Origin of the sequence: Nocardioides sp. SLBN-35 (assembly GCF_006715725.1) — a bacterium.
GTDB lineage: Bacteria > Actinomycetota > Actinomycetes > Propionibacteriales > Nocardioidaceae > Nocardioides.
The window spans coordinates 1547902-1565686 of the sequence record NZ_VFNU01000001.1 but is presented as its reverse complement, the minus strand read 5'-3'; the positions used below and the strand labels follow the sequence as shown (position 1 = coordinate 1565686).

Here is a 17785-nt window from a genome sequence, read left to right as displayed (position 1 = left end):
GGGCGCGGGGTTGATGCGTCTCGTGACCGACTCACGGTGTTTGTTTTGGCGCTCGCTGCGCTCGCGCATGTCGCGCGCCCTTTTGCGCGTGATCTTCCCTCGCTGCGCTCGCTTCCTCGCTGGCGCTCGGTCGCTCGCTCCACTCAGTCCAGATCACGCGGGGCGCCCGACGAGATTCAGCCGAACGACGTCCGTGCGCGCAAGACATTCAGCCGAACCCGTCGCGCGCGCCGCGTTGCCTGGACGGAGCGGAGCGAGCGCAAGCGAGCGCAGCGGAGGAAGGCAACGCGTCAAAGCGCGCGCGACATGCGCGAGCGAAGCGAGCGCCAAACCAACACCGTGATCCGCTCGCGCAGCGCACCAGCCCTGAGCGGTCTCCCCTAGTCAGACACAGCACTGCGTCGGACGAGCAGCAGTCCCGCCCCGAACGCCGCGGCGCCCAGCAGGGCGAGCATGAACAGGTCCATCAGGTAGTGCCCGGCACCGCTCTGGGCGATCCAGTCGGAGCGGTCGGTCCCCTCGAACCGGTCGACCAGCTGGATCGCGGAGGCCGAGGCGGCGTACCCCCACCGCGACGGCGAGAGCCAGGCGATCTGCTCGAGCAGGACCCGGCCGGCGATCTCGAAGAGGGCGCCGGAGAGCACGAGCTGGAGCATGACCAGGCCGACCAGGGCGGGCATGGTCTGCTCGCTGCTGGTGACCAGGGCGGACAGGGCGAGGCCGATGACCACCATGACGGAGGACAGGACCGCGATCGCGATCGCGACCCGGAAGGTGCCGGCGCCGCCGTCGGCGCCGGGCAGGCCGACGGTCGCCAGGAACGTGACGACCAGGCCCTGCACGAACGCGGCGGTGCCGAGGACGAGCACCTTGCTGGTGAAGTAGATGCCGGGCGAGAGGCCGACGGCGTACTCCCGCTTGAAGATCGGCCGCTCCCCCACCAGCTCGCGGATGGCGAGGGCCGTGCCCATCAGGCAGGCGGCCACGATCAGCACGGTCAGGCGCTGCTGGGCCTCGCCGACCTTGCCACCGGCCTCCGCGATCGAGATGCCGTCGTTGCCGGGCACCACCCGGCTCAGCCCGCCGAGGATGAGCGGGAGCAGCACGAGCATGCCGAGCAGCAGCCGGTCGGCGAGCACGACCGCGAGGTTGCGCTTGACCAGCGTGGTCAGCTGGCGGGATGCGGACTGCCGCGGCGGGGCGGGTACGGCGCCGCCGTACGACGGCTGCGGCATCGCCGAGGTGTCGACGGCGTGCTGCGGCGCGGGGATGCGCTGCCACAGGTCGGCGTCGTCGAGCAGGTCGAAGACCTCGGGATAGTTCGTCTTCCCGAAGTGGGCGAGCACGCCCTCGGGAGGCCCGAAGTAGGCGACCCGGCCGCCGGGGGCCAGGACGAGCACGTTGTCGCACACGTCGAGCGCGAGAACCGAGTGGGTGACGACCATGACGACGCGCCCGTCGTCGGCGAGGCTGCGCAGCTGGCGCATCACCTCCAGGTCCAGGCCCGGGTCGAGGCCGGAGGTCGGCTCGTCGAGGAACAGCAGCGGCGGCGCGGTGAGCAGCTCGGTGGCGATGGAGACGCGCTTGCGCTGACCGCCGGAGAGCTGGGTGCCGATCCGGTTGTCGAGGCGCTCGGTGAGCTGCATCTGCTGCGCCACCGTCTGCACGCGGTGGTCCCACTCCTGCGCCGTCGTGTCGGGCGGCAGCCGGAGCTGGGCCGCGAAGCGCAGGCCCTGCCGGACCTTCAGCTGCGGGTGCAGGATGTCCTGCTGCGGGACCAGTCCGATCTGGAAGCGCAGCTGGTCGTAGTGCTGGTAGAGGTCGTGACCCTGCCAGATCACCCGGCCGTGGCTGGCGGGCTTGAGGCCGGTGAGCGCGCCGAGCATGGTCGACTTACCGGAGCCCGAGGGGCCGATGACGGCGGTGAGGCTGCGCGGCTCGAGCTTGAACGAGATGTTCTCGATCAGCCGCTTGCCCCCGCCGACGACCTGGGTGAGCCCGTCGGCGTAGAGCGTGAACTCGTGGGCCGTGGCCGAGGCGATCAGCTGGTGGCCGTCCCAGCGGAAGGTCTGGTTGCCGAAGATGACCTCGGACCCGACCGGGAGCTGGACCGCACCCTGCACCCGCTGGCCGTTGACGAAGGTGCCGTTGAACGAGCCGAGGTCGTGCAGCACCGCCGGCGTGGTCGGCGACGCCGGGTCGAGGCGGGCGTGGTGCCGGCTCACCAGCGGGTCGGCCAGCACCACGTCGTTGCTCTGCTCGCGACCGATGGTCAGCGAGCGGCCCGTCTGGACCTGCTGGGGGAGGACCACGGAATGGCCGTGCGGCAGCTGTCCCGGAGGCAGTACGCCGGCCGGGCGCCACGCGTCGACCGGGCCGCCGATCGCGGGGACCTGCGGCGGCGGCAGGTTCTTCCAGAACTCACCGGCCGGGGCGGGGGCCGGCGTCGGCTCGACGGCAGGTGTCGGCCGGGGTGCCGGCTGCGACGTCGGCCGGGGTGCCTGCTGGGCGGCCGGGGGCGGCGGGGGCGGCGGCGCCACCGCGGACGCCAGCACGCTGACGACGACCGGCTCACCGGTCGGGCCGCCGAGGTGGAGGCTGACCGGCGCGCCGGTCAGCGGGAGCCGGGTGATCCGCTGGCCGGAGACGAAGGTGCCGTTGCTGCTCGCGTCGACCGCGACCCAGCCGCCGTCCTCGACCTGCAGGATCGCGTGGTGCCGCGACGCCTTGGCGTCGGTGACCGGCACGTCGCAGTCCAGCTCGCGCCCGACGACGACACGGGGTCCGTCGAAGGTCCGCGTCTGCCCGGCCCACTGCACCTGGAGTCGATCCACGACCGACACCCTAGGTGAACAGGCCGGGCAGGAGGACAGTCACCGCCAGTCGGGGCCGGAGGTGTCGTCGACGTCGGCACCGTCCCGCGGGGCCACCGCGTGGTCCGGGACGTGGTCGTCGCCGCCGTGCGAGGACTTCATCAGGCTGGCCACCGCGGTGACGACGAGGGTCACGATGATGACGCCCAGGCTGAACAGCGAGGAGATCTCCGGAGCACCGTGCACGCCGTGACCGCCGTTGATGAACGGCAGCTCGTTCTCGTGCAGGGCGTGCAGGACCAGCTTGACGCCGATGAAGGCGAGGATGAAGGCCAGGCCCAGCGAGAGGTAGACCAGCTTCTGCAGCAGCCCGCCGAGCAGGAAGTACAGCTGGCGCAGGCCCATCAGCGCGAACACGTTCGCGGTGAAGACGAGGTACGGCTCCTGGGTGATGCCGAAGATCGCGGGGATCGAGTCCAGCGCGAACAGGATGTCGGTGACGCCGAGCGCGATGATCACGATGACGATCGGCGAGACGAAGCGGACGCCGTTCTCGACGTACCAGAGCTTGAGGCCGTGGTAGGCCTCACCGACGCGCATCCGCCGGCGGGCGAAGGCGACGATCGCGTTGTCCTCGGGGTGCTCGTCGTCGTGGCTGCCGTAGGACTTCACGAGCTTGACGGCGGTGTAGACCAGGAAGGCGCCGAAGAGGTAGAAGACCCAGCTGAAGTTCTCGATGAGCGCGTAGCCGAGGGCGATGAAGATGCCGCGGAACACCAGCGCCAGGACGATGCCGACGAGCAGCGCCTCCTGCTGGTACTTGCGGGGCACCTTGAGCGCCGACATCAAGATGATGAAGACGAACAGGTTGTCGATCGACAGCGAGTACTCCGTCAACCAGCCGGTGTAGAACTCGATGCCGTAGTCGTGCCCGTGGTGCACGAGGATGAACGCACCGAACGCGAGCGCCGCGCCGACGTAGAAGCAGAGCGCGATCGCGCACTCCTTCATCGACGGCTCGTGCGGGTCGCGTGCGATGACGACGACGTCGAAGAGGAGGACTCCGACGGTCACCGCGATGGTGATCGTCCATTCGAGAGTGGTCACGTCCATAGGGGTGTCCCTTCAGGGGCGGATGCGTCGACAGATCGCCCGAGGTCTCTTCCGCTGCCGACGACTGGCGCCGTCGTTGCAGCCTACGGGACCGGAGCGGGCGACTTCGACCGCTCGTGATGACGAGCCCGCAGCGAAGGAGTACTCCCCCCTGGTGCCCGGATCCTCGCACGCGGGCAGGAGGCGGGTCCAATCAGGGCAGGCCGGTGACCCGCGCCATGGTCGCCAGCTTGGCGCCGGTCTCGCGCACCTCGGAGGCGGGGTCGGATCCCGCGACGATCCCCGCGCCGGCGAACAGCCGCAGCCGCGGACCGTCCATGACGGCGGCCCTGATGGTGATCGCGAACTCGCCGTCGCCGTGCCGGTCGACCCATCCGACGCACCCGGCGAACCAGTCGCGCAGGTCGCCCTCGAGGTCCGCGATGACGGCGTTCGCCGCCGCGGTGGGTACGCCGCCCACGGCCGGGGTCGGGTGCAGCAGCTGGGCCAGGCGCAGCGCGCTCGGCCCGTCGACCGGGTCGGCGAGGCGGGCGTGGATCGGGGTCGCCAGGTGCCACACCGTGTCGGTGGAGAGCAGCTCCGGCGTGGCGGGGTACTCGATCTCGACGCACACGTCCTTGAGCGCGTGCACGATCGCCTCGACCACGAACGCGTGCTCGGCGAGGTCCTTGGCCGAGTGCTGCAGCTCACCGGCCCGGCGCGCGTCCTCGGCGGGGTCGCTGGAGCGCGGCACCGAGCCGGCCAGCGGCGTGCACGAGATGACCGCGCCCTCGCGCCGCACGAGCAGCTCGGGGCTGGCGCCGACCAGGATCGGGCCCTCGCCGTCGGTCGAGCAGCCGAGCGGCACGCTGAAGACATAGCGGCCAGGACGGGTGGTCAGCAGCCGGTCGATGATCTCGGCCGGCACGAGTGGCGGGGTGCTCACGACGTCGAGGCAGCGGCCGAGCACCACCTTGTGCAGGTCGCCGCTCGCGATCTTCTCGAGCGCGGACGACACCATCGCGGCGTACTCGTCGGGCGTCGGGAACTCCGTGACCTCGTAGGTCCGCTCGACGTCCATGTCGGCGACGGGGCGCCGCAGCGCGTGCTCGGCACCGGTGACGAAGTGCGCCAGGCCCGGCGCGCCGGCGGCGAAGGACAGCGCGCACAGGGCCCGCTCCCCCGGCTCCAGCTCGGCGACGACCTCGTCGGCCCAGGCGGGATCGGCGCCGTCGGGCACCTCGGAGGTGCGCCGCACCGCGCCGGCGACGTACGCCTGCTCGCCGGAGGCGAACAGCATCGGCCTGGCCGCGAGAGCCGCTGGTGTGATCGGGTCCCGCGCCATGGCGTTCAGACTAGTCCTCGCCGCCATACGGAACGCCGAGGGCCTCCAGCCGCGCTCGGCCACCGTCCTCGGCCGTCAGCACCCACACGCCGTTCTCGGTGAGGGCGAAGCTGTGCTCGTAGTGAGCGGCCCAGCTGCCGTCGGTCGTGACGACGGTCCACTCGTCGGCGGCCACGTCGCTGTCGTGGGTGCCGAGGCTGACCATCGGCTCGACGGCCAGCGCGGTGCCCTGGCGCAGACGCGGACCGCGTCCGGGGCGTCCCTCGTTGGGGACATCGGGCTCCATGTGCATGGCGGTGCCGATGCCGTGGCCGGTGTAGCCGTCGACGATGCCGTAGTCCCCCTGGCTGCGGACGTACGACGCCACGGCGTGCGAGATGTCACCGACCCGGCCACCGGCGCGCGCTGCGGCCAGGCCGCGCCACAGGGACTCCTCGGTGACCCGCATCAGCTCGGCGACCTCCTCGCGCACGGCGCCGACGGCGACGGTGATCGCGGCGTCGCCGTGCCAGCCCTGGCCGGAGTCGTCGAAGACGATGGCGCCGCAGTCGATCGAGATCGCGTCGCCCTCGGCGAGCACCCGGGGACCGGGGATGCCGTGGACGACCTCGTCGTTCACCGAGGCGCAGATGCTGGCGGGGAACGGCGGCTCGCCGTACCCGAGGAAGGACGGGACGGCGCCCTGCTCGCGGATGCTCCGCTCGGCGAGTGCGTCGAGCTCGGCGGTGGTGACGCCGGGCCGGACCGCGTCACGCAGACGCGCGAGCGTGCGGCCGACAACGAGGCCGGCCGCACGCATCACGCGTACCTGCTCCGGCGTCTTGATCTCGATCCGGTGCTGGTCGAAGAACAAGTGGGGAGATCAGCTCTGCGGGATGTCGTCGAGCGCGTCGAAGATCCGCTGCTGGACGTCGTCGATCTCGCCCATGCCGTCGACCGAGACGACCAGCCCGCGCTCGGCGTAGACCGCGATGAGCGGCTCGGTCTCCTCGGCGTAGACCTCGAGGCGGCGCCGGATGACGTCCTCGGTGTCGTCGGCGCGACCCTCGATCTCGGCCCGCTTGAGCAGGCGACCGACGACGGCCTCCTGGTCGACGGTCAGGCAGAGCACGGCGTCGAGCCGGTGCCCGGTCGCGTCGATCATGCTGTCGAGCTCGGTGACCTGCGCCAGCGTGCGCGGGTAGCCGTCGAGCAGGAAGCCCTTCTCGGCGTCCGGCTCGGCGATCCGGTCGCGCACCATGTTGTTGGTGACCTCGTCGGGCACGTACTCGCCGGCGTCCATGTAGCGCTTCGCCTCGATACCGAGCGGGGTGCCCTGGCCGACGTTCGCGCGGAAGATGTCGCCGGTGGAGATGGCCGGGACGCCGAAGTGGTCGGCGACGGCCTTCGCCTGGGTGCCCTTGCCGGCACCCGGAGGGCCCATGATCAGAAGCCTCAACGCAGGAATCCTTCGTAGTTGCGCTGCTGGAGCTGGCTCTCGATCTGCTTCACCGTGTCGAGCGCGACGCCGACCATGATCAGGATGGACGTGCCACCGAACGGGAAGTTCTGGTTGGCATTGATCAGCACGAACGCGATCAGCGGTACGAGCGAGATCAGACCCAGGTAGAGAGCGCCCGGCAACGTGATGCGGGACAGGACGTAGGACAGGTAGTCCTGGGTCGGCTTGCCCGCCCGGATCCCGGGGATGAAGCCGCCGTACTTCTTCATGTTGTCGGCCACCTCTTGCGGGTTGAAGGTGATCGACACGTAGAAGTAGGTGAAGAAGATGATCAACAGGAAGTAGGCCGCCATGTGCACCGGGTGGCCCTGGTCGACGAGGTACTCGTTGACCCACCGGATGAACCTGTTGGGGTTCTCCTGGTTGAACTGGACCGCCATCGCCGGCAGGTAGAGCAGCGACGAGGCGAAGATGACCGGGATGATGCCGGCCTGGTTGACCTTGAGCGGGATGTACGTCGAGCTGCCGCCGAACATCTTGCGGCCCACCATGCGGCGGGCGTACTGCACCGGGATCCGGCGCTGCGCCTGCTCGATGAAGATGACCGCGGCCACGAGGACGAGGCCGATGATGACGACGATGCCGAAGGTCCACCAACCCTGGCTGATCTTGACCTGCCACAGGGCGATCGGGAAGGTCGCGACGACCTGGGTGAAGATCAGGATGGACATGCCGTTGCCGACGCCGCGCTCGGTGATGAGCTCACCGAGCCACATGATGACGGCGGTGCCGGCCGTCATGGTCACGACCATGACGAGGAAGGTCTTGGTGTCGTTGCTGTGCAGCAACGGGTACTGCGTGCTGTCACAGCCCTGCAGCAGGTTGCCGGAGCGCGCGAGCGCGACGATGCCGGTGGCCTGCAGGAGCGCGAGGCCCAGCGTGAGGTAGCGCGTGTACTGCGTGATCTTCGTCTGGCCGGCCTGACCCTCCTTCTTGAGGGCCTCGAGTCGCGGGATCACCACGACGAGCAGCTGCAGGATGATGCTCGCGGTGATGTACGGCATGATGCCGAGCGCGAAGATCGTCAGCTGGAGGAGAGCTCCACCGGAGAACAGGTTGACCAGGCTGTAGAGACTGGCGTTGCTGCCTTCCTCGACCACCTTGATGCACTTCTCCACGTTGGAGACATGCACGCCAGGTGCCGGGATCTGCGACCCGGCCCTGAAGATGACGATGATCAACAGGACGAACAGCAGCTTGCGCCGCAGGTCCGGGGTCCGGAAGGCGTTCACGAACGCGGTGAGCACGCGGGTCCTCTTCTCTCATCGCTGGCCTTGTGGCCAGCGGGAAGCCTAACAGGGGGCACACAGCCGCCTGACGGGGTACGCCGAGCCTGCCGAGGAGCAGGTGCGGAGATGACACGAGGGGCGCGGCGGGCCCCGGGCAACACCCGGGGCCGACGCGCCCCTCGCAGCGCCGTCACAGGACCGTGATGGTCCCGCCGGCGCCCTCGATCTTCTCCTTGGCCGACGCCGAGAACGCGTTCGCGCTCACCGACACCTTGACCGTCAGGTCACCCTGGCCGAGCACCTTGACGAGCTCGCCCTTGCGGACGGCGCCCTTGGCGACCAGCGTCTCCGGGGTGACGTCGCCGCCCTCGGGGAACAGCGCGCTGATCCGGTCGAGGTTGACGACCTGGAAGGTCACCTTGAAGGGGTTCTTGAAGCCCTTGAGCTTCGGGAGCCGCATGTGCAGCGGCATCTGGCCACCCTCGAACGCGACCGGGACCTGGTAGCGGGCCTTGGTGCCCTTCGTACCACGACCGGCGGTCTTGCCCTTGGAGCCCTCACCACGACCCACGCGGGTCTTGGCGGTCTTGGCGCCCGGCGCGGGGCGCAGGTGGTGCAGCTTGAGCGTCATTGTCACTCGCCTCCGACGACCTCGACCGTCACCATGTGACGGACGGTGTGGACCATGCCCCGGATCTCGGGACGGTCCTCCTTGATCACGACGTCGCCGATCCGCTTGAGGCCGAGGCTGCGCAGCGTCTCACGCTGGTTGGCCTTGGCACCGATCTTCGACTTGGTCTGCTGGACCTTCAGCTGTGCCATCAGATGGACACCGCCTCAGGGGCCGACGCCTTGGCGGCGGCCGCAGCGGCCTCGCCCTCGGCCTTGGCCTTGAGCAGCGCCGCCGGGGCGACGTGCTCGACGGGCAGACCACGACGCGCGGCCACCGACTCGGGCTGCTCCAGCATCTGGAGCGCCGCGACGGTCGCGTGCACGATGTTGATCTGGTTGGACGAGCCCAGCGACTTGCTGAGCACGTCATGGATGCCGGCGCACTCGAGAACCGCACGCACCGGGCCACCCGCGATCACACCGGTACCGGGAGCGGCCGGGCGCAGGAACACCACGCCGGCGGCCTTCTCGCCCTGGACCGGGTGCGGGATGGTGCCCTGGACGCGGGGGACGCGGAAGAAGTTCTTCTTCGCCTCCTCGACGCCCTTGGCGATCGCCGCGGGAACTTCCTTGGCCTTGCCGTAGCCGACGCCCACCAGGCCGTCGCCGTCACCGACGATCACCAGGGCGGTGAAGCTGAAGCGTCGACCACCCTTCACGACCTTGGCGACGCGGTTGATCGCGACGACACGCTCGACGTACTGGCTCTTCTCGGCGCCACCGCGACCGCCGTCACGGCCACCACGGCCGCCACGGTCGCCGCCCGAACGCTGTCCGCGCTGGGGTCCGCTCATGATCTCTCCTCAGTCCTGTTCGCGGTCAGAAGGTCAGGCCGCCCTCGCGGGCGCCATCTGCCAGGGCCGCGATGCGACCGTGATACTTGTTGCCCGACCGGTCGAAGACGACCGACTCGACGCCCTGCTCCTTGGCGCGGGCGGCAACGAGCTCGCCGACCTTCTTCGCCTTGGCGGTCTTGTCGCCGTCGAAGGCGCGCAGGTCGCCCTCGAGGGTCGAGGCCGACACGAGGGTCTTGCCGACGAGGTCGTCGACGACCTGCGCGGTGATGTGCTTGCTCGACCGGGTGACCACCAGGCGCGGACGCTCGGAGGTACCGGAGATCTTCTTGCGACCGCGGATCTGGCGGCGCAGCTTGGAGCTGGCGCGAGCCGAGAGGTTCCGCTGGTGCTTGAGGGTGATCGCCATGGTCACTTACCAGCCTTTCCGACCTTGCGACGGACATGCTCGCCGGCGTACCGAACGCCCTTGCCCTTGTACGGCTCGGGCTTGCGAAGCTTGCGGATGTTGGCGGCGACCTCGCCGACCAGCTGCTTGTCGATGCCGAGGACTCCGAGCTTCGTCGGGCCCTCCACCGTGAAGGTGATGCCCTCGGGAGCGTCGAAGATGATCGGGTGCGAGTAGCCGAGCTGGAACTCCAGCTGGGTCGGGCCCTTGGACAGGACGCGGTAGCCCACGCCCACGATCTCGAGCTTCTTCTCGTAGCCCTCGGTGACACCGACGACCATGTTGTTGATGAGCGTCCGGGACAGGCCGTGGTAGGCCTTGGACAGGCGCTCGTCGTCGGGACGCTTGACGTCGAGGACGCCATCGCCCTTCTCGACCGTGATCGGAGCGACCACGGTGTGGCTCAGGGTGCCCTTGGGGCCCTTCACCGTGACGACGGGGCCGTCCAGCTGGACGTCGACGCCCGCGGGGACCGGGACGGGGAGCTTGCCGATGCGCGACATGTTCTTCTCTCTCCTTCCCTTGTCACCAGACGTAGGCGAGGACTTCCCCACCCACGCCCTTCTGGTTGGCCTGGCGGTCGGTCAGCAGACCCTGGCTGGTCGAGATGATCGCCACGCCCAGGCCGCCGAGAACCCTCGGCAGACCGGTGTGCTTGGCGTACACCCGCAGACCGGGCTTGCTGATGCGGCGCACACCGGCGAGCGAGCGCTCACGGTTGCGGCCGTACTTGAGGGTCACGGTCAGCAGCTTGCCGACGCCGTTCTCGTTGTCGGCGACCGCGTAGGAGGTGATGTAACCCTCCTGCTTGAGGATCTCCGCGACGCCTTCCTTGAGCTTGCTGTACGGCATGGTCACCGCGTCGTGGTACGCCTGGTTGGCGTTGCGCAGACGCGTGAGCATGTCTGCGATCGGGTCAGTCATCGTCATGATGTGTGTTCTTTCTGCTGTGGTTTCCCTCCGCGCACGGCAGAGGGACCTTCAACGGTTGGGTGTTACCAGCTCGACTTGGTGACGCCGGGCAGCTCGCCGCGGTGGGCCATCTCCCGCAGGCAGATCCGGCACAGGCCGAACTTGCGGTAGACCGCCTTGGGCCGGCCGCACCGCTGGCAGCGGGTGTAGCCGCGCACCGCGAACTTGGGCTTGCGGGCCGCCTTGACCTTGAGCGCAGTCTTCGCCATGTCAGTTCTCCTTGAACGGGAAGCCGAGCTGCTTCAGCAGCGCGCGCCCCTGCTCGTCGTTGGTCGCCGTGGTGACGATGGTGATGTCCATGCCCCGCTGGCGGTCGACCTTGTCCTGGTCGATCTCGTGGAACATGACCTGCTCGGTCAGGCCGAACGTGTAGTTGCCGCGGCCGTCGAACTGCTTCGGCGACAGGCCACGGAAGTCACGGATTCGCGGGAGGGCGAGCGCCAGCAGGCGGTCGAGGAACTCCCACATCCGGTCGCCCCGCAGGGTGACGTGCGTGCCGATCGGCATGCCCTCGCGCAGCTTGAACTGGGCGATGGACTTGCGCGCCTTGGTCACGGCCGGCTTCTGGCCCGTGATCGCGGTGAGGTCGCGGATCGCGCCCTCGATCAGCTTCGAGTCGCGGGCGGCCTCGCCGACACCCATGTTGACCACGATCTTCACCAGACCGGGGACCTGCATGACGTTGGCGATCTCGAACTCGTCCTTGAGCGCCGGGAGGATCTCCTCGCGGTACTTGGTCTTGAGCCGAGGGGTGACCTTCTCGATGGTGGTCTCGCTCATCTCAGATCTCCTTCCCGGTCTTGCGGGAGATGCGCACGCTGCGCGTCGAGGGGTACTCGGAACCATCGGGGCGACGCTTGGTCACGTCGACCCGCTTGTAGCCGACCTTGGTGACGCCGTCACCCTCGACCAGCATCACGTTGGACACGTGGATGGGGGCCTCGGTGGTGATGATGCCGCCGGTGTTGCCGGCGCGCCCACCCTGGTCGACGACCTTGGTGTGCTTCTTGATCCGGTTGACACCCTCGACGATCACGCGCTCCTCCTCACGGAGGACCTTGATGATCTTGCCCTCGGCGCCCTTGTCCTTGCCGGCGATGACCTTGACGGTGTCGCCCTTCTTGACGCGCAGGTTGGGCTTCTTGCGAACCTGCTCGGACTTCTTGCGGGCAGCCATCACAGCACCTCCGGAGCCAGCGAGATGATCTTCATGAACTTCTTCTCACGCAGCTCGCGGCCGACGGGGCCGAAGATGCGGGTACCGCGGGGCTCGCCGTCGTTCTTGAGGATCACCGCCGCGTTCTCGTCGAAGCGGATGTACGAACCGTCGGGGCGGCGGCGCTCCTTGACGGTGCGCACGACGACGGCCTTGACGACCTCGCCCTTCTTGACGTTGCCACCGGGAATGGCGTCCTTGACAGTGGCGACGATGACGTCACCGATCCCGGCGTAGCGACGACCGGAGCCGCCGAGCACGCGGATGCAAAGGATCTCCTTGGCACCGGTGTTGTCGGCGACCTTGAGTCGCGACTCCTGCTGAATCATCGATTTCTCCTGGTTGTCGTGCCGGTTCTCATCGCCTCACGGGCGGTGAGCCTGGCCGAACGGATTTACTTCGCGCGCTCGAGGATCTCCACCACGCGCCAGCGCTTGGTGGCCGACAGCGGGCGGGTCTCCATGATGAGGACGCGGTCGCCGACGCCGCAGTCGTTCTGCTCGTCGTGGGCCTTGAGCCGCGTGTTGCGGCGCAGGACCTTGCCGTACAGGGCGTGCTTGACACGGTCCTCGACGGACACGACCACGGTCTTGTCCATCTTGTCGCTCACCACGAGACCCTCACGGGTCTTGCGGGCGTGGCGCTGAGTCGTCTCGGCAGACTCGCTCATCAGTTCCCCTCCTCGGTACCCGGGGCGGTCCGGATGCCGAGCTCGCGCTCACGCACCACGGTGTAGATCCGGGCGATGTCCTTCTTGACCGTGCGGAGCCGACCGTGGCTCTCCAGCTGGCCGGTGGCCGCCTGGAAGCGGAGGTTGAACAGCTCCTCCTTGGCCTCGCGGAGCTTGGCCTCCAGGTCGACGTCGTTGAGCTCGTCCAGCTCGTGGGCGCGGATGACGTTCGCCATCAGAACTCACCAGCCTCTCGCGTGATGAAACGGGCCTTCATGGGCAGCTTGTGGATCGCACGACGCATGGCCTCGCGAGCGATGTCCTCCGGGACGCCGGAGAGCTCGAACATGACGCGGCCGGGCTTGACGTTGGCGACCCACCACTCCGGGGAGCCCTTACCGGAACCCATGCGGGTCTCGGCAGGCTTCTTGGTGAGCGGGCGGTCCGGGTAGATGTTGATCCAGACCTTTCCGCCACGCTTGATGTGGCGGGTCATCGCGATACGGGCCGACTCGATCTGCCGGTTGGTGACGTACGCACCCTCCAACGCCTGGATACCGAAGTCACCGAACGCGAGCGACGTACCGCCCTTGGCAGCACCCGACCGCTTGGGGTGGTGCTGCTTGCGGTGCTTGACGCGACGCGGCATCAACATGGGTCAGGACTCCGTTCCGGTGGTCGGCTCCGCGGCGGCAGCCTCGGGCGCGGCGGACTCGGCCGGCGCGTCCGCGTTGCGGTCGGAGCGGTTCGGGCGGTCCCCGCGCGACCCACGGGTCGGACGGTCGCCACCACGGCTGGGGCGGCCACCGCGGCCGGGGACGCCGGCGCGGGCAGCAGCCTGGGCCTGGCGCTCGGCACGGGTGCCGGCGACCTCGCCCTTGTAGATCCAGACCTTCACACCGATGCGGCCGAAGGTCGTGCGGGCCTCATAGAAGCCGTAGTCGATGTCGGCACGCAGCGTGTGCAGCGGGACGCGGCCCTCGCGGTAGAACTCGGTGCGCGACATCTCGGCGCCGTTGAGGCGGCCCGAGCACTGGATCCGGATGCCCTTGGCACCGGAACGCATCGACGTCTGCATGGCCTTGCGCATCGCGCGGCGGAACTGGACGCGACCCGACAGCTGCTCGGCGACACCCTGGGCGACCAGCTGCGCGTCGATCTCGGGGTTCTTCACCTCGAGGATGTTCAGCTGGACCTGCTTGCCGGTGAGCTTCTCGAGCTCGCCACGGATGCGGTCGGCCTCGGCGCCGCGGCGACCGATGACGATGCCCGGACGCGCGGTGTGGATGTCGACGCGGACCCGGTCACGGGTGCGCTCGATCTCGACCTTGGCGATGCCGGCCCGCTCCATGCCCTTGCTGAGCAGCTTGCGGATCGCGACGTCCTCGCCGACGTAGGACTTGTACAGCTTGTCGGCGTACCAACGCGACTTGTGGTCGGTCGAGATGCCGAGGCGGAAGCCGTTCGGGTTGATCTTCTGACCCATTACTTCTTGCCCTTCTTCGCGACGACATCGGCCGGCTGGACCGCGATGGTGATGTGGCTGGTGCGCTTGTTGATCCGGGTGGCCCGGCCCTGCGCACGCGGACGCCACCGCTTCATCGTCGGACCCTCGTCGACGCGCGCGACCGAGACGACCAGGTCGCCGGTGGCGAGGCCCTCGGTGGTCGCGGCGTTCGCGACGGCGCTCTGCAGCACCTTGTAGACGGTCTCGGAGGCCGACTGCGGCGCGAACTGCAGCAGGGTCAGCGCCTCGTCGGCGGGCAGGCCGCGGACCAGGTCGATGACGCGGCGCGCCTTCATCGGGGTGATCCGCACGAAGCGGGCGGTCGCGAACGCGCCGGGCTCGTCGCCCAGGAGGGACTCGCGGCGCGCGCTGACGCGGTTGCGCTCAGTGGTGCTCATCGACGGCGTCCCTTCCGGTCTTCCTTGACGTGGCCGCGGTAGGTGCGGGTCGGCGCGAACTCACCGAGCTTGTGGCCGACCATGGAGTCGGACACGAAGACCGGGACGTGCTTGCGACCGTCGTGGACCGCGATCGTGTGGCCGATCATCGAGGGGATGATCATGGACCGGCGCGACCAGGTCTTGATGACGTTGTGGGTGCCCTTCTCGTTCTCGGCGTCCACCTTCTTGAGCAGGTGGCCGTCGACGAAGGGGCCCTTCTTCAGGCTGCGAGGCATCTCTCAGTTCCTTCAGCGCTTGTTCTTGCCGGACTTGCGGCGTCGGATGATCTGGGAGTCGCTGGCCTTGCGCTTGCGCGTACGGCCCTCGGGCTTGCCCCACGGCGAGACGGGGTGGCGACCACCGGACGTCTTGCCCTCACCACCACCGTGCGGGTGGTCGACCGGGTTCATGACCACACCACGGACGGTCGGGCGCTTGCCCTTCCAGCGCATGCGGCCGGCCTTGCCCCAGTTGATGTTCGACTGCTCGGCGTTGCCGACCTCGCCGATCGTGGCGCGGCAGCGCACGTCGACGTAGCGCATCTCGCCCGAGGGCAGACGCAGGGTGGCACGCGAGCCCTCACGGGCGACGAGCTGCGCGCTGTTGCCGGCCGAGCGGGCCAGCTTGGCGCCGCCTCCGGGACGGAGCTCCACGCAGTGGATCGTCGTACCGACGGGGATGTTGCGCAGCGGCAGGTTGTTGCCCGGCTTGATGTCGGCACCGACGCCCGACTCCACCCGCATGCCCTGCGTCAGGTCCTTCGGCGCCACGATGTAGCGCTTCTCGCCGTCGGCGTAGTGCAGCAGCGCGATGCGCGCGGTGCGGTTGGGGTCGTACTCGATGTGCGCGACCTTGGCCGGCACGCCGTCCTTGTCGTAGCGACGGAAGTCGATGATCCGGTAGGCGCGCTTGTGACCGCCACCGTGGTGCCGCGTGGTGATCCGGCCCTGGTTGTTGCGGCCGCCCTTCTTGGGCAGCGGGCGGGTCAGCGACTTCTCGGGCGTGGTCCGGGTGATCTCGGCGAAGTCGGCCACCGAGGAGCCACGACGGCCCGGGGTGGTCGGCTTGTACTTGCGGATAGCCATGTCAGATTCCTCTACCTAGCCCGGTCAGGAGACCGGACCTCCGAAGATGTCGATGCGGTGACCGTCGGCCAGGCTCACGATGGCGCGCTTGGTGTCCTTGCGCTTGCCGAGGCCGTTGCGGGTGCGGCGGACCTTGCCCGGACGGTTGAGCGTGTTCACCGAGGTGACCTTGACGCCGAAGACCTTCTCCACGGCGATCTTGATCTCGGTCTTGTTGGCGTCCGGGTGCACCAGGAAGGTGTACTTGTTGGCGTCGAGGAGGCTGTAGCTCTTCTCCGACACCACGGGCGCGATCAGGACGTCGCGGTGGTCCTTGTGCAGGGTGCTCATCAGTTGGTCTCCTCCTCGGCGTTGCCACCGACGAGGCGGTCGAACGCGGCCTTGCTGAACACCACGTCGTCGCTCACGAGGACGTCGCGGGTGTTGAGCTGGTCGACCGCCACGATGTGGACCTCGGGCGCGTTGCGCAGCGAGAGCCAGGTGAGGCTGTCGGCGCGCTCGAGCACGACGAGGAACTTGCGGCGGGTGGTCAGCTCGAAGAGCGAGGCGAGCGCGGCCTTGGTCGACGGCTTGTCGCCCGTGACGAGGCCCTCGACGACGTGGATCCGCTCGTTGCGGGCCCGGTCGGAGAGGGCGCTGCGCAGGGCGGCGGCCTTCATCTTCTTGGGGGTGCGCTGGCTGTAGTCACGCGGCTGCGGGCCGTGGACGATGCCACCGCCGGCGAACTGCGGCGCGCGGGTCGAGCCCTGGCGGGCACGGCCGGTGCCCTTCTGCTTGTAGGGCTTCTTGCCACCGCCGCGGACCTCGCCGCGACGCTTGGTGGCGTGGGTGCCCTGACGCGCAGCGGCCTGCTGGGCGACGACGACCTGGTGGATCAGCGGGATGTTGACCTCGACGCCGAAGATCTCGGCGGGGAAGTCGACGGAAACGGTCTTGGCCATGGTGATCAGCCCTTCTTCGCAGCCGTGCGGAGAACGACGAGACCGCCCTTGGGGCCGGGAACGGCGCCCTTGATCAGGACGATGCCCTTCTCGACGTCGACGGCGTGGACGGTGACGTTCTGGGTGGTGACGGTGTCGGTACCCATGCGACCGGCCATCCGCAGGCCCTTGAACACGCGGCCGGGGGTGGCGCAGGCGCCGATCGAGCCCGGCTTGCGGTGGTTGCGGTGGGCGCCGTGGGAGGCGCTCACGCCGGCGAAGCCGTGACGCTTCATGACACCGGCGAAGCCCTTGCCCTTGCTGGTGCCGGTCACGTCGATGACCTGGCCGGCCTCGAACGTGTCGACGGGCAGCTCCTGGCCGACGGTGTACTCGCTGGCGTCAGCGGTGCGGATCTCGACCACGTGGCGGCGCGGCGTGGTGCCGGCCTTGGCGAAGTGACCCGCCTGCGGCTTGTTGACCTTGCGGCCCTCGATCTCGCCGAAGCCGATCTGGATGGCGTTGTAGCCGTCCGGCTCGGGCTGGCGGACCTGGGTGACGACGTTGGTGCCGGCGGCGACCACGGTCACCGGGATGACCCGGTTGTTCTCGTCCCAGAGCTGGGTCATGCCGAGCTTGGTGCCCAGCAGGCCCTTCACGTTGCGCTCAATAGTCATGTCTCGAACCTCAGAGCTTGATCTCGATGTCGACACCGGCCGGCAGGTCGAGGCGCATGAGGCTGTCGACGGTCTTCGGCGTGGGGTCGATGATGTCGATGAGCCGCTTGTGGGTGCGCATCTCGAAGTGCTCGCGCGAGTCCTTGTACTTGTGCGGCGAGCGGATGACACAGAAGACGTTCTTCTCGGTCGGCAGCGGCACCGGGCCGGCGACCTTCGCACCCGTCCGGGTGACCGTGTCCACGATCTTGCGCGCCGAGGTGTCGATCACCTCGTGGTCATAGGCCTTGAGCCTGATGCGGATCTTCTGTCCCGCCATAGGTCTCTCTCGTCCTTACTCGTCGTACGACTCTGGGTCCTTCAGCTCCGACCCCCGCGGTCGGGCGTGTCGCACCTTGTTGAGG

The 17785-nt window shown here is 68.8% G+C and carries 27 protein-coding genes; all 27 read right to left on the bottom strand.

The genetic code is table 11. The features are described from left to right. Positions 1–380: 380 nt before the first annotated feature. The 27 genes from FBY23_RS07630 to rpsJ all read right to left on the bottom strand — a co-directional run bounded on the left by FBY23_RS07630 (position 381) and on the right by rpsJ (position 17700). The gene (locus FBY23_RS07630; protein ID WP_141797595.1) at positions 381–2834 is read right to left on the bottom strand and encodes an FHA domain-containing protein; all 2454 of its coding nucleotides are present in this window, start codon (positions 2832–2834) and stop codon (positions 381–383) included. 39 nt (positions 2835–2873) lie between these two features. Further along, a complete protein-coding gene (locus FBY23_RS07625; RefSeq protein ID WP_141797594.1) occupies positions 2874–3926 on the bottom strand; it encodes a TerC family protein in 1053 nt (350 codons plus the stop codon). 193 nt (positions 3927–4119) lie between these two features. Continuing rightward, a complete protein-coding gene (locus FBY23_RS07620) occupies positions 4120–5250 on the bottom strand; it encodes an isochorismate synthase MenF (RefSeq protein WP_141797593.1) in 1131 nt (376 codons plus the stop codon). A gap of 10 nt (positions 5251–5260) precedes the next feature. After that, entirely contained in the window at positions 5261–6103 is an 843-nt protein-coding gene (gene map / locus FBY23_RS07615; RefSeq protein ID WP_141797592.1) for a type I methionyl aminopeptidase, read from the bottom strand. A gap of 9 nt (positions 6104–6112) precedes the next feature. After that, positions 6113–6688 carry an adenylate kinase gene (locus FBY23_RS07610; RefSeq protein ID WP_174245189.1) on the bottom strand — a complete coding sequence of 192 codons (576 nt, stop codon included), beginning with the start codon at positions 6686–6688 and terminating at the stop codon, positions 6113–6115. Further along, the gene (gene secY, locus FBY23_RS07605) at positions 6685–7998 is read right to left on the bottom strand and encodes a preprotein translocase subunit SecY (protein WP_141797591.1); all 1314 of its coding nucleotides are present in this window, start codon (positions 7996–7998) and stop codon (positions 6685–6687) included. Before secY ends, FBY23_RS07610 begins: the two co-directional genes overlap by 4 nt. 172 nt (positions 7999–8170) lie before the next feature. Then, positions 8171–8611, bottom strand: a complete 441-nt coding sequence (gene rplO, locus FBY23_RS07600) for a 50S ribosomal protein L15 (protein ID WP_141797590.1) — start codon at positions 8609–8611, stop codon at positions 8171–8173. A 2-nt stretch (positions 8612–8613) separates the two neighbouring features. Beyond that, positions 8614–8802 carry a 50S ribosomal protein L30 gene (gene rpmD / locus FBY23_RS07595; RefSeq protein WP_139621508.1) on the bottom strand — a complete coding sequence of 63 codons (189 nt, stop codon included), beginning with the start codon at positions 8800–8802 and terminating at the stop codon, positions 8614–8616. Beyond that, the gene (gene rpsE / locus FBY23_RS07590; RefSeq protein WP_141797589.1) at positions 8802–9446 is read right to left on the bottom strand and encodes a 30S ribosomal protein S5; all 645 of its coding nucleotides are present in this window, start codon (positions 9444–9446) and stop codon (positions 8802–8804) included. Before rpsE ends, rpmD begins: the two co-directional genes overlap by 1 nt. A gap of 25 nt (positions 9447–9471) precedes the next feature. After that, complete coding sequence (rplR, locus tag FBY23_RS07585) at positions 9472–9855, bottom strand: 50S ribosomal protein L18 (RefSeq protein ID WP_141797588.1); 384 nt, start codon at positions 9853–9855, stop codon at positions 9472–9474. Between the two features lie 2 nt (positions 9856–9857). Beyond that, positions 9858–10397, bottom strand: a complete 540-nt coding sequence (gene rplF, locus FBY23_RS07580) for a 50S ribosomal protein L6 (RefSeq protein ID WP_141797587.1) — start codon at positions 10395–10397, stop codon at positions 9858–9860. Between the two features lie 22 nt (positions 10398–10419). Further along, the gene (gene rpsH / locus FBY23_RS07575; RefSeq protein ID WP_141797586.1) at positions 10420–10824 is read right to left on the bottom strand and encodes a 30S ribosomal protein S8; all 405 of its coding nucleotides are present in this window, start codon (positions 10822–10824) and stop codon (positions 10420–10422) included. A gap of 65 nt (positions 10825–10889) precedes the next feature. After that, entirely contained in the window at positions 10890–11075 is a 186-nt protein-coding gene (locus FBY23_RS07570) for a type Z 30S ribosomal protein S14 (protein WP_011757321.1), read from the bottom strand. Position 11076: 1 nt separating this feature from the next. Next, entirely contained in the window at positions 11077–11646 is a 570-nt protein-coding gene (gene rplE / locus FBY23_RS07565; RefSeq protein ID WP_141797585.1) for a 50S ribosomal protein L5, read from the bottom strand. A 1-nt stretch (position 11647) separates the two neighbouring features. After that, complete coding sequence (rplX, locus tag FBY23_RS07560) at positions 11648–12043, bottom strand: 50S ribosomal protein L24 (RefSeq protein WP_218865757.1); 396 nt, start codon at positions 12041–12043, stop codon at positions 11648–11650. Next, positions 12043–12411, bottom strand: a complete 369-nt coding sequence (gene rplN / locus FBY23_RS07555; protein WP_141797584.1) for a 50S ribosomal protein L14 — start codon at positions 12409–12411, stop codon at positions 12043–12045. Before rplN ends, rplX begins: the two co-directional genes overlap by 1 nt. 65 nt (positions 12412–12476) lie before the next feature. Beyond that, a complete protein-coding gene (rpsQ, locus tag FBY23_RS07550; protein ID WP_141797583.1) occupies positions 12477–12752 on the bottom strand; it encodes a 30S ribosomal protein S17 in 276 nt (91 codons plus the stop codon). Continuing rightward, positions 12752–12988 carry a 50S ribosomal protein L29 gene (rpmC, locus tag FBY23_RS07545; protein WP_141797582.1) on the bottom strand — a complete coding sequence of 79 codons (237 nt, stop codon included), beginning with the start codon at positions 12986–12988 and terminating at the stop codon, positions 12752–12754. The genes rpsQ and rpmC overlap by 1 nt, the downstream gene beginning before the upstream one ends. Beyond that, the gene (gene rplP / locus FBY23_RS07540; RefSeq protein WP_139621514.1) at positions 12988–13407 is read right to left on the bottom strand and encodes a 50S ribosomal protein L16; all 420 of its coding nucleotides are present in this window, start codon (positions 13405–13407) and stop codon (positions 12988–12990) included. The genes rpmC and rplP overlap by 1 nt, the downstream gene beginning before the upstream one ends. A 3-nt stretch (positions 13408–13410) precedes the next feature. Then, the gene (gene rpsC, locus FBY23_RS07535; protein WP_141797581.1) at positions 13411–14238 is read right to left on the bottom strand and encodes a 30S ribosomal protein S3; all 828 of its coding nucleotides are present in this window, start codon (positions 14236–14238) and stop codon (positions 13411–13413) included. Further along, positions 14238–14657 carry a 50S ribosomal protein L22 gene (rplV, locus tag FBY23_RS07530; protein WP_141797580.1) on the bottom strand — a complete coding sequence of 140 codons (420 nt, stop codon included), beginning with the start codon at positions 14655–14657 and terminating at the stop codon, positions 14238–14240. Before rplV ends, rpsC begins: the two co-directional genes overlap by 1 nt. Next, positions 14654–14935, bottom strand: coding sequence for a 30S ribosomal protein S19 (rpsS, locus tag FBY23_RS07525; protein WP_139621517.1), 282 nt, complete (start codon positions 14933–14935; stop codon positions 14654–14656). The genes rplV and rpsS overlap by 4 nt, the downstream gene beginning before the upstream one ends. A 12-nt stretch (positions 14936–14947) precedes the next feature. Beyond that, on the bottom strand, positions 14948–15784 hold the full coding sequence (gene rplB, locus FBY23_RS07520) for a 50S ribosomal protein L2 (RefSeq protein WP_141797579.1): 837 nt from the start codon (positions 15782–15784) through the stop codon (positions 14948–14950). A 24-nt stretch (positions 15785–15808) separates the two neighbouring features. Further along, positions 15809–16114: a 50S ribosomal protein L23 gene (rplW, locus tag FBY23_RS07515; RefSeq protein ID WP_141797578.1), complete on the bottom strand. Its 306-nt coding sequence runs from the start codon at positions 16112–16114 to the stop codon at positions 15809–15811. After that, on the bottom strand, positions 16114–16725 hold the full coding sequence (gene rplD / locus FBY23_RS07510) for a 50S ribosomal protein L4 (protein WP_141797577.1): 612 nt from the start codon (positions 16723–16725) through the stop codon (positions 16114–16116). Before rplD ends, rplW begins: the two co-directional genes overlap by 1 nt. A gap of 5 nt (positions 16726–16730) precedes the next feature. Beyond that, positions 16731–17381 carry a 50S ribosomal protein L3 gene (rplC, locus tag FBY23_RS07505; RefSeq protein ID WP_141797576.1) on the bottom strand — a complete coding sequence of 217 codons (651 nt, stop codon included), beginning with the start codon at positions 17379–17381 and terminating at the stop codon, positions 16731–16733. Positions 17382–17391: 10 nt separating this feature from the next. Beyond that, positions 17392–17700: a 30S ribosomal protein S10 gene (gene rpsJ / locus FBY23_RS07500; RefSeq protein ID WP_007078637.1), complete on the bottom strand. Its 309-nt coding sequence runs from the start codon at positions 17698–17700 to the stop codon at positions 17392–17394. Positions 17701–17785 lie beyond the last annotated feature (85 nt).

What these genes read in the sequence shown, in the direction of transcription:
- FBY23_RS07625 (WP_141797594.1), bottom strand. Translation starts at nt 3,926, where the DNA reads ATGGACGTGACCACTCTCGAATGGACGATCACCATCGCGGTGACCGTC.
- FBY23_RS07620 (WP_141797593.1), bottom strand. Translation starts at nt 5,250, where the DNA reads ATGGCGCGGGACCCGATCACACCAGCGGCTCTCGCGGCCAGGCCGATG.
- rplO (WP_141797590.1), bottom strand. Translation starts at nt 8,611, where the DNA reads ATGACGCTCAAGCTGCACCACCTGCGCCCCGCGCCGGGCGCCAAGACC.
- rpmD (WP_139621508.1), bottom strand. Translation starts at nt 8,802, where the DNA reads ATGGCACAGCTGAAGGTCCAGCAGACCAAGTCGAAGATCGGTGCCAAG.
- rpsE (WP_141797589.1), bottom strand. Translation starts at nt 9,446, where the DNA reads ATGAGCGGACCCCAGCGCGGACAGCGTTCGGGCGGCGACCGTGGCGGC.
- rplR (WP_141797588.1), bottom strand. Translation starts at nt 9,855, where the DNA reads ATGGCGATCACCCTCAAGCACCAGCGGAACCTCTCGGCTCGCGCCAGC.
- rplF (WP_141797587.1), bottom strand. Translation starts at nt 10,397, where the DNA reads ATGTCGCGCATCGGCAAGCTCCCCGTCCCGGTCCCCGCGGGCGTCGAC.
- rpsH (WP_141797586.1), bottom strand. Translation starts at nt 10,824, where the DNA reads ATGACGATGACTGACCCGATCGCAGACATGCTCACGCGTCTGCGCAAC.
- FBY23_RS07570 (WP_011757321.1), bottom strand. Translation starts at nt 11,075, where the DNA reads ATGGCGAAGACTGCGCTCAAGGTCAAGGCGGCCCGCAAGCCCAAGTTC.
- rplE (WP_141797585.1), bottom strand. Translation starts at nt 11,646, where the DNA reads ATGAGCGAGACCACCATCGAGAAGGTCACCCCTCGGCTCAAGACCAAG.
- rplX (WP_218865757.1), bottom strand. Translation starts at nt 12,043, where the DNA reads ATGGCTGCCCGCAAGAAGTCCGAGCAGGTTCGCAAGAAGCCCAACCTG.
- rplN (WP_141797584.1), bottom strand. Translation starts at nt 12,411, where the DNA reads ATGATTCAGCAGGAGTCGCGACTCAAGGTCGCCGACAACACCGGTGCC.
- rpsQ (WP_141797583.1), bottom strand. Translation starts at nt 12,752, where the DNA reads ATGAGCGAGTCTGCCGAGACGACTCAGCGCCACGCCCGCAAGACCCGT.
- rpmC (WP_141797582.1), bottom strand. Translation starts at nt 12,988, where the DNA reads ATGGCGAACGTCATCCGCGCCCACGAGCTGGACGAGCTCAACGACGTC.
- rplP (WP_139621514.1), bottom strand. Translation starts at nt 13,407, where the DNA reads ATGTTGATGCCGCGTCGCGTCAAGCACCGCAAGCAGCACCACCCCAAG.
- rpsC (WP_141797581.1), bottom strand. Translation starts at nt 14,238, where the DNA reads ATGGGTCAGAAGATCAACCCGAACGGCTTCCGCCTCGGCATCTCGACC.
- rplV (WP_141797580.1), bottom strand. Translation starts at nt 14,657, where the DNA reads ATGAGCACCACTGAGCGCAACCGCGTCAGCGCGCGCCGCGAGTCCCTC.
- rpsS (WP_139621517.1), bottom strand. Translation starts at nt 14,935, where the DNA reads ATGCCTCGCAGCCTGAAGAAGGGCCCCTTCGTCGACGGCCACCTGCTC.
- rplB (WP_141797579.1), bottom strand. Translation starts at nt 15,784, where the DNA reads ATGGCTATCCGCAAGTACAAGCCGACCACCCCGGGCCGTCGTGGCTCC.
- rplW (WP_141797578.1), bottom strand. Translation starts at nt 16,114, where the DNA reads ATGAGCACCCTGCACAAGGACCACCGCGACGTCCTGATCGCGCCCGTG.
- rplD (WP_141797577.1), bottom strand. Translation starts at nt 16,725, where the DNA reads ATGGCCAAGACCGTTTCCGTCGACTTCCCCGCCGAGATCTTCGGCGTC.
- rplC (WP_141797576.1), bottom strand. Translation starts at nt 17,381, where the DNA reads ATGACTATTGAGCGCAACGTGAAGGGCCTGCTGGGCACCAAGCTCGGC.
- rpsJ (WP_007078637.1), bottom strand. Translation starts at nt 17,700, where the DNA reads ATGGCGGGACAGAAGATCCGCATCAGGCTCAAGGCCTATGACCACGAG.